Annotated in this window: 7 protein-coding genes; 2 read left to right on the top strand and 5 right to left on the bottom strand. The window is 42.0% G+C overall.

Annotation, left to right across the window (positions count from 1 at the left end; genetic code table 11):
- Nucleotides 1-38: 38 nt before the first annotated feature.
- The 4 genes from IEY39_RS27970 to IEY39_RS27955 are packed head-to-tail and all read right to left on the bottom strand — an operon-like array spanning nt 39 to nt 3,196.
- The gene (locus IEY39_RS27970; RefSeq protein ID WP_188937873.1) at nt 39-890 is read right to left on the bottom strand and encodes a serine aminopeptidase domain-containing protein; all 852 of its coding nucleotides are present in this window, start codon (nt 888-890) and stop codon (nt 39-41) included.
- Nucleotides 890-1,603: a serine aminopeptidase domain-containing protein gene (locus IEY39_RS27965; RefSeq protein ID WP_188937872.1), complete on the bottom strand. Its 714-nt coding sequence runs from the start codon at nt 1,601-1,603 to the stop codon at nt 890-892. The genes IEY39_RS27970 and IEY39_RS27965 overlap by 1 nt, the downstream gene beginning before the upstream one ends.
- Nucleotides 1,600-2,682 (bottom strand): SGNH/GDSL hydrolase family protein, encoded by a 1,083-nt coding sequence (locus IEY39_RS27960; protein ID WP_188937871.1) that lies wholly within the window; start codon nt 2,680-2,682, stop codon nt 1,600-1,602. Before IEY39_RS27960 ends, IEY39_RS27965 begins: the two co-directional genes overlap by 4 nt.
- Before the next feature lie 10 nt (nt 2,683-2,692).
- Nucleotides 2,693-3,196, bottom strand: coding sequence for a hypothetical protein (locus tag IEY39_RS27955; RefSeq protein WP_188937870.1), 504 nt, complete (start codon nt 3,194-3,196; stop codon nt 2,693-2,695).
- 173 nt (nt 3,197-3,369) lie between these two features.
- Between IEY39_RS27955 and IEY39_RS27950 the strand changes: the two genes are divergently transcribed.
- Nucleotides 3,370-4,533 carry a glycosyltransferase family 4 protein gene (locus IEY39_RS27950; protein WP_188937869.1) on the top strand — a complete coding sequence of 388 codons (1,164 nt, stop codon included), beginning with the start codon at nt 3,370-3,372 and terminating at the stop codon, nt 4,531-4,533.
- The gene (locus IEY39_RS27945) at nt 4,454-5,587 is read left to right on the top strand and encodes a glycosyltransferase family 4 protein (protein WP_188937867.1); all 1,134 of its coding nucleotides are present in this window, start codon (nt 4,454-4,456) and stop codon (nt 5,585-5,587) included. The genes IEY39_RS27950 and IEY39_RS27945 overlap by 80 nt, the downstream gene beginning before the upstream one ends.
- Here IEY39_RS27945 and IEY39_RS27940 read toward each other — a convergent pair.
- Nucleotides 5,577-6,140, bottom strand: a complete 564-nt coding sequence (locus IEY39_RS27940) for a UpxY family transcription antiterminator (RefSeq protein WP_188937866.1) — start codon at nt 6,138-6,140, stop codon at nt 5,577-5,579. The genes IEY39_RS27945 and IEY39_RS27940 overlap by 11 nt on opposite strands.
- Between the last annotated feature and the right edge of the window lie 643 nt (nt 6,141-6,783).

The raw sequence follows: 6,783 nt of genomic DNA, 5'->3' as shown, positions 1-6,783 counted from the left end.
AATTATGATTATCAGGTAAATCCTATTCACACTTTGTCTCATAGTTCAAATTCCTTCTTCAACCAGGCCATGGTTAGGTCTGAAAGGTATTTTTGCGACCATATAGGGGTAAAAGTATGGTCCACATCTTTTACCAATATAGTCTGCAATAATCCATTTTCCCCATTTAACCACTTGGAAAGAGTTAGTTTATATATGTCTATTGCGATACTCCCTTCAGAAAAGATCAGCTGTATCTTCACTTTTCTTTTGAATAGATTTTCCCATGGGGTCAGGTTGTTTGACAAATCGACAGACATTTGTCCATTTACTTGTTTCTTTTTAAGTATATTTTTTAAGCTCAGCAATCTGCTTTTCCCCGAAAAGAATTTTATCCACCTCTCCCAACTAAATAGGTGCTTTTTATAATACCGGATTCGCAATTGCCGATCGGCATTCCTGCCGACTTGTTTTAACAGCTGATCATCCGCGAATACTCCATCGATAAGACACAAGCCGATAACTCTTCGGTCATCAAGAGAAGCCTTCCAGGCCACTTTGGCGCCAGAACACATCCCCGAAAGTATAAATTGATTAATATCCTTATTTTCCTGAAGCCAATTCATGGCCATTCCTACTTCTGCCGTTTGTCTGTTGCTCTTACTCATAGTTCCATTGTAAGATCCGCTGTCACCCAGACCGGAGAAATCCAAACGAAAAGCGGCATAACCGTTCCTGGAAAAATTTGCAGCGAGTTTTTTATATATCTGGTTGGGCCCGACCTTGTGGATCAGACCGGCATTTAGAAAAATTACACAAAACTTGTCGTTAAGAACCTTCCCTAGGCTGGGGGTAAATATACCGCATATGGATCTGTTCTCGCCAAAATTGACTATTTCATCGTTTACCATCACAATAGTAAATTATCCAGCCAGTCAATCGTTTTATCTGTCTCATACACCGGTACCATTGCTTTATTAAATTCGTCTTCCCGTTTTATCCAATACTCGCTGTTCGCTCCCAAAACAAGTGTGGGTATATCAGTCATCCATTTTTCTCTGCCGATATTGACGGCTCTGATTTCATTTACTAATTCCATCGAAAATTGAAACCCAAAATTTTCTATGAAAGAGTTGTTTTTTTTCTTTCGTTTGGCAAAGGCGCCCTTTAACCAGTTCTTATAGCTTTGATCAATGCTTTTCAGGTAGAAGCGGCCGTCTAATACAGGATCCCACAAAACCAGGGCATCAATAGCATGGAGCCTGGAATATATAACTGCCAATGTAGCCCCGAACCGGACACCAAATAAAATAATCCGCGAGACGTCATACGTCTTTTTCAATTCGTCAATTGCCATTTGAATATTATCCAGGCTTTCTTTCACCGTTACTGAGCTAAAATCGCCTGCAGAATCGCCTGTACCATAGTAATCAAACCGTAAAGCATGGAAGCCCCGTTTAGCAAGCTTATTAGCCATATGGACATAAAGCATGTGACATCTGATGTATTCCTGACCATATGGGTAGCACAACACTACTCCGGTGCCATCATGATCCATTACCTCAGGACCTTGATATACGCTGAACAATCTCCTGCTATCGACGCCTATAAACTGATGAATCATCGCGCCGGTTTAAAATTCGCCGGTATATAGTTTTGACAGAGTTCCCGAAATAATGCGCCTGCAATTAAAGAATCACCTTTGGAATTGGGATGACCATCCAGTTCCTGTTTATACTGATTTTTATATAAGGGAAGGTTTAACTGTATGCTTCGGAACTCCACATTACTATTCGCCCTGAGGTATTTGGACAAGCTATCTTTCGCATAACTAAATAGAGCGAACTCGGTATTCTGGTTACAAAGCTCAGCCCGGGATCGGTTCAATATCGCTACACTTTGCTCTGGGCTATAGTTTACAACATTAAAAAACAGGAGATTGTCGCAGCTATTTTCGTAGAAATTCCGCCAACAGTCGATCAGCGTACCTCTATACACCCCCGAATTGCCCTCAACGTGCCGTAGGTAAGCCCTCGACGAACAGAAGAGTTTCAGCAGGTCTGTAATTAATTTATGCTTTTCCAGGCGATCCACCTTTTTTTGTACAAGCATTTGGGAAAATCTGCCATCTGGAGTATTATCCCCTGTGAACTCTATCGAATAACCTTTGTATTGATCAAAATGATTGTTGGCGGAGATGATGGGAAAAGACTCTTCCATTAATGCCAGATTCACCTTGAATGCAGCAACATCTTTCTTCATAAGTTCCAAATTATGTAGTACCCTGAGCCGACCTTGTATTCCCAGGTTTAGAACTTCCACCCGGTATCCCTTATCCTTGAACATTCTATTGAGAATTTCAGGAAATGATTCAACCTGGTTGGCCCATACACCTTCCACCATAGAAGCACCAAAAACACCTATTCGAAATATACTATCGGGATGACGGGCGTCAAAATCCGGACCATAGTAGCCAAAATTGTTCAATTTAAAATGTTTATCGATGCTGGGCCTCCTGATATAACCTTCTACATTCGGGATCCCTCTAAAACCCACGACGGAATCATAACGATATATCTTAGGATAGGCATGCAATACCATATGCTCCTTCAATATGGTTCGAAGAGAAATCTCAAATGAAACAAAACAAACAAATAGCAGAAAGGTGACCTCCCTGCTTTTTTCAAGAATTCTTCTGATCATAAATAATTTATTACTCATACGGCCCGCCAGGCTTTAAATAATATTTTTCAACACTTTCATTCCGAAATACTATGACAAGGAATTCCGGATCCAGTACAAATACCTTGTCAGGGATACCCAAATAATAAAAATAGATAATAACACTGTCAAATTTATTTTCACCTTCCAGCACGGGTTTGCCCAGTATGCTCATCACCTCCCTGCTGCTTTTATGCTTAAGGATTTTTCGTCCCAGCAGATCGTCGATCATTTCTACCCTCGTCTCCCGGTTGGCTTTCCATGCTGTTTCATCAAACGCATGCCGCTTCTGATGAAAAGCAATGCTGAAATAAATAAAACAGTATAGGGAAAAAAATAGCCCCGTCAATATAGACACATGACCTGCATACAACAGATCCGAAAAGACCAGCCTTCTTCCGGCAATACATATTTTGTAAATCAAACCGATTGCCGCTATGGCGCAAATCGACAAAACAAAAGCAGCACTACCAGACAAACAAGAAAGCAATTTCATAGCTTCGCTAGAGGTTAGTCCCAACTCGATTTCCTCAAAAGACACCCGGCATTATGAGTGCATCGTAAGATGCTGGATTGTAGCAATCCGAATGTACAAATTTTTTATTTTAAAAAATAACACCAGCGTCTCGCATTTTTTTGGAATTTCAATTCCAAAACCAATCGCCTGCAGTGAAAAAAGTTTTGATACTCAATTCTTCATCTCGCATCGGTGGTGCCGAAAGAAGTTTAATAGACCTGCTTTTAGTTCTACAAAAAAAAATTCACCTTAGTGTTATTCTTCCCGAAGAAACCGAATTATTCTTCGCACTGCAGTGCAAATACAGCACCACAATCGTTCCAATGCCACTAATAAAAAGGCGCGAAGGTTATTTCAAGCAACTCCTATCGATCATAACGGCAGCCCGTAAGATTTCCCGGCGGATCAATTCCGAACGCATAAATTATGTATACGCCAACACCAACCAGTCTTTCATTTATGCAATCTTTATCAGGCTGCTGACCGGGAAAAAAGTTTTCTGGCATATAAGGGACAATCTGCCAAATCGACTCGCTGCCTTCTGCCTCGGCCTTTTCGCTAATAAAATAATTTGTGTCTCTTACCATATCTATAAACAAATTCCTCTGAACAAAAAGAAAAAAGTGATCATATACAATGGCATCGATACGCGCATATGGGACATCCGATCCGCTCCGGCGGCCCAGTTAAGGAAAGAATTGGAGCTTCCTCTAAATAAGATCATCATAGCACAAATCGGTTCATTGGTCCCCTGGAAAAACCATATGCTGTTGATCGAGATCGCTCAAAGATTAATAATCGATAATAAGGACGTACATTTCTTAATAGCCGGCAGGGACCTATTCAACGATTATCCAGGGTATTCCAGGCATTTACTGCAAACTATCCGCCTGGCGGGAATAGAAGACTATTTTACCTTCCCTTTTTATCTGGAAGACAACAAAACGTTGTTATCAGGCATCGACATCCTGGTTCACCTGTCCAGAGGGGAACCCTTCGGCAGGGTGCTCATAGAGGCAATGGCTCTGGAAAAGCCGGTCGTTGCATTGAGAGAAGGCGGCCCAATTGAAATTGTGGCAGATGAAGCGTCAGGCTATTTGATCGACAAACCTGACCCGGAAACCATCGCTGAAAAACTATACTTATTGACGCAATTCGGAGACCTGAGAAATAAAATGGGGAAAGAAGGGCGGAGAATCGTCGAAACAAAATTTAACATAGACAACCTCGAAAAAATTGAAAAACATCTTAATCAATGGTCTGTTGCTTCATGGGACCTATTCGGGCGTACAATACTACATCGAATACCTCATTGAGACCCTGAGCAAAATGGATCTCCATGACAGTACCTTGGAAGTCTTAGTCTCCCAAAACTATAACGGTATTCTCAGGGAGAGTAAATATCTTAAAATAAATAAAATATCCCTGAATACATCCAATAGACTGAGCCGGATTTATTTCGAGAATTTTTTACTAGCCGGATATTTTAAACGGCGCCGCTTTGATTTATTCCATTCCCCCGGTTCAATTCTTCCTTTGTTTTTTCGCATGCCCGGTATGGTAACCATTCATGATCTGGTGCCTCTCCGGTATCCATCGCTTTGTCAGAACGAAACCGTATTGTATTACAAACTTTTTCTTCCTCCTACCATTAGAAAAGCCAGCACTATTATAACGGTATCCGATGTCGTAAGAAAAGATATAATCGATCGATTTCCGGACATCAACAAAGAAAAAATCGTTGTAATTTATCCTGGGCTCCACAGCCGCTTTAAAAAAATAACCGAAGCGGAGGCATTGGAAAAAGTCAAACACAAATACCATCTTCCGGATAAGTTTTTTCTTTTCGTCGGCAATCTGGAGCCCAGAAAAAATATCATTGGCATTATTCAGGCATTTGCTGCATTAAAAAAAGAACACTGCAAAGAGTTCAAACTGGTTTTGGCCGGAAGGAAAGCCTGGAAATATACTCCTATTTTTGAATTGACGGCCAATCTTGGTCTTCAGCATGAAGTTCTTTTCCCGGGATTTGTCGATGTGGAGGACATGCCCGTTCTTTATTCGCTGGCGAAAATATTTTTGTTTCCGTCCATCTATGAAGGCTTTGGATTACCCGTTTTAGAGGCGATGGCCTGTGAATGCCCTGCAATAGTATCGGACCGGGGGGCATTACCGGAAATTTCCGGGGGCATTTGTCCTCAGGTCGATCCTTTCCACCCCTCCGAACTCATGCTTGCCATTTTAGCCGTCCTTCGGAATAAAGAATACAGGGCCTCCCAAATCTCGAGAGGATTGCGTTGGAGTCATCAATTCACCTGGGAAACTGCCGCGGAAAAGATGGCGAATATCTACCACTCCTTTATGGGCTGATCTTTTCTATATTCAGTGGGGAGATATCATCGATAGAAATGTTGACTGCAATACCCTGTTGTAAAGCGTCGATTTGGACCAAGAGCCGGGTATTACCGTTTCGCCTCATCAGCACTCCCTCAGATCCGGCAAAGGGGCCATGGGTAATCCGGACATAAACGCCTGGTTGGACATATTTTTCAATATCGATATCCATGGTTTTATCGAGAATATGTTGCAAAGAATTGATAATGGATTCATTGATGACTGCCGGCTTCCCACCAAAAGACACATACCGTACTATCTCCTTCACCGTGAAAGTTTCATTTCGCTTCTTGTCAGCAATATTCACAAAGATGTAATTGGGGAATAGGGGAACCAGGAGTTTTTTCTTCCTGTCACTCCAATTTCGGATGACCCTGTGCATTGGCAGGTAACAGTGTATCCCGATTTTTTCGAGCTGATTTTGTGCCTTCTCCTCGGATTTAGGCAACGTATAAGCTACATACCATTTTTTCACCTCTGGTGTCGCATCAATGGTGCGCCCCCCGGCGGATATAGGTTCTTTAATCATAGCAAACGAGTTTGCCGATTAGGAGATTCAGCTCCCAAAGCTATTTATAAACTTAAAATGAAAATCCATTAAAATGGTATAGATAAATTATAACACCTATCGCACTGCATTCAGATTACGAATTATAACTGTAACAAATTTAATTTGCGAACTCCTCCCGAATAATCGGCCTGCGTCTTTGGGGATCTGCGTCTCCCGGCAGTCCGCATGGTAGTATAGAGTCATGTCATTGGTGTCGATATTTTGCATCGAGATGCGGCAATGCCTACGGAAGTATTATTAAATATTTTTAGCAGCGCATTTTGCTATCTGCAGTTACTCACTCGGTCGAGAAAATGGAGGGAAAAATAAGGGGGAAATAGATAAAAACATAGCCCGGGCCCTCGTTGCCGGTGGCTAGAGGTAAACACCACGCCTTTCTTCGACAAATCGAGGGCCCGGGCTTCGCTGCTGGGCAATGCCCATACCGTGAAAGCAACAAGAAAGTTTCTACTATCTTCTGCAAATAGCACTAATGCCTACTCTATAGTGACCTAAAAACATTTAACAAAGTTTGAAGCCTAGTCCACTTCCAGCTGATCTTTCGCCGGCAGCTTCGGAAAAGGCGCATGTGGCTCCGCCTGGTAACAGAACACGATCGAGG

The organism is Puia dinghuensis (genome assembly GCF_014642875.1).
GTDB lineage: Bacteria > Bacteroidota > Bacteroidia > Chitinophagales > Chitinophagaceae > Puia > Puia dinghuensis.
The sequence above is the reverse complement of the archived record's forward strand: the minus strand, read 5'-3'. Positions and strand labels throughout refer to the sequence as shown.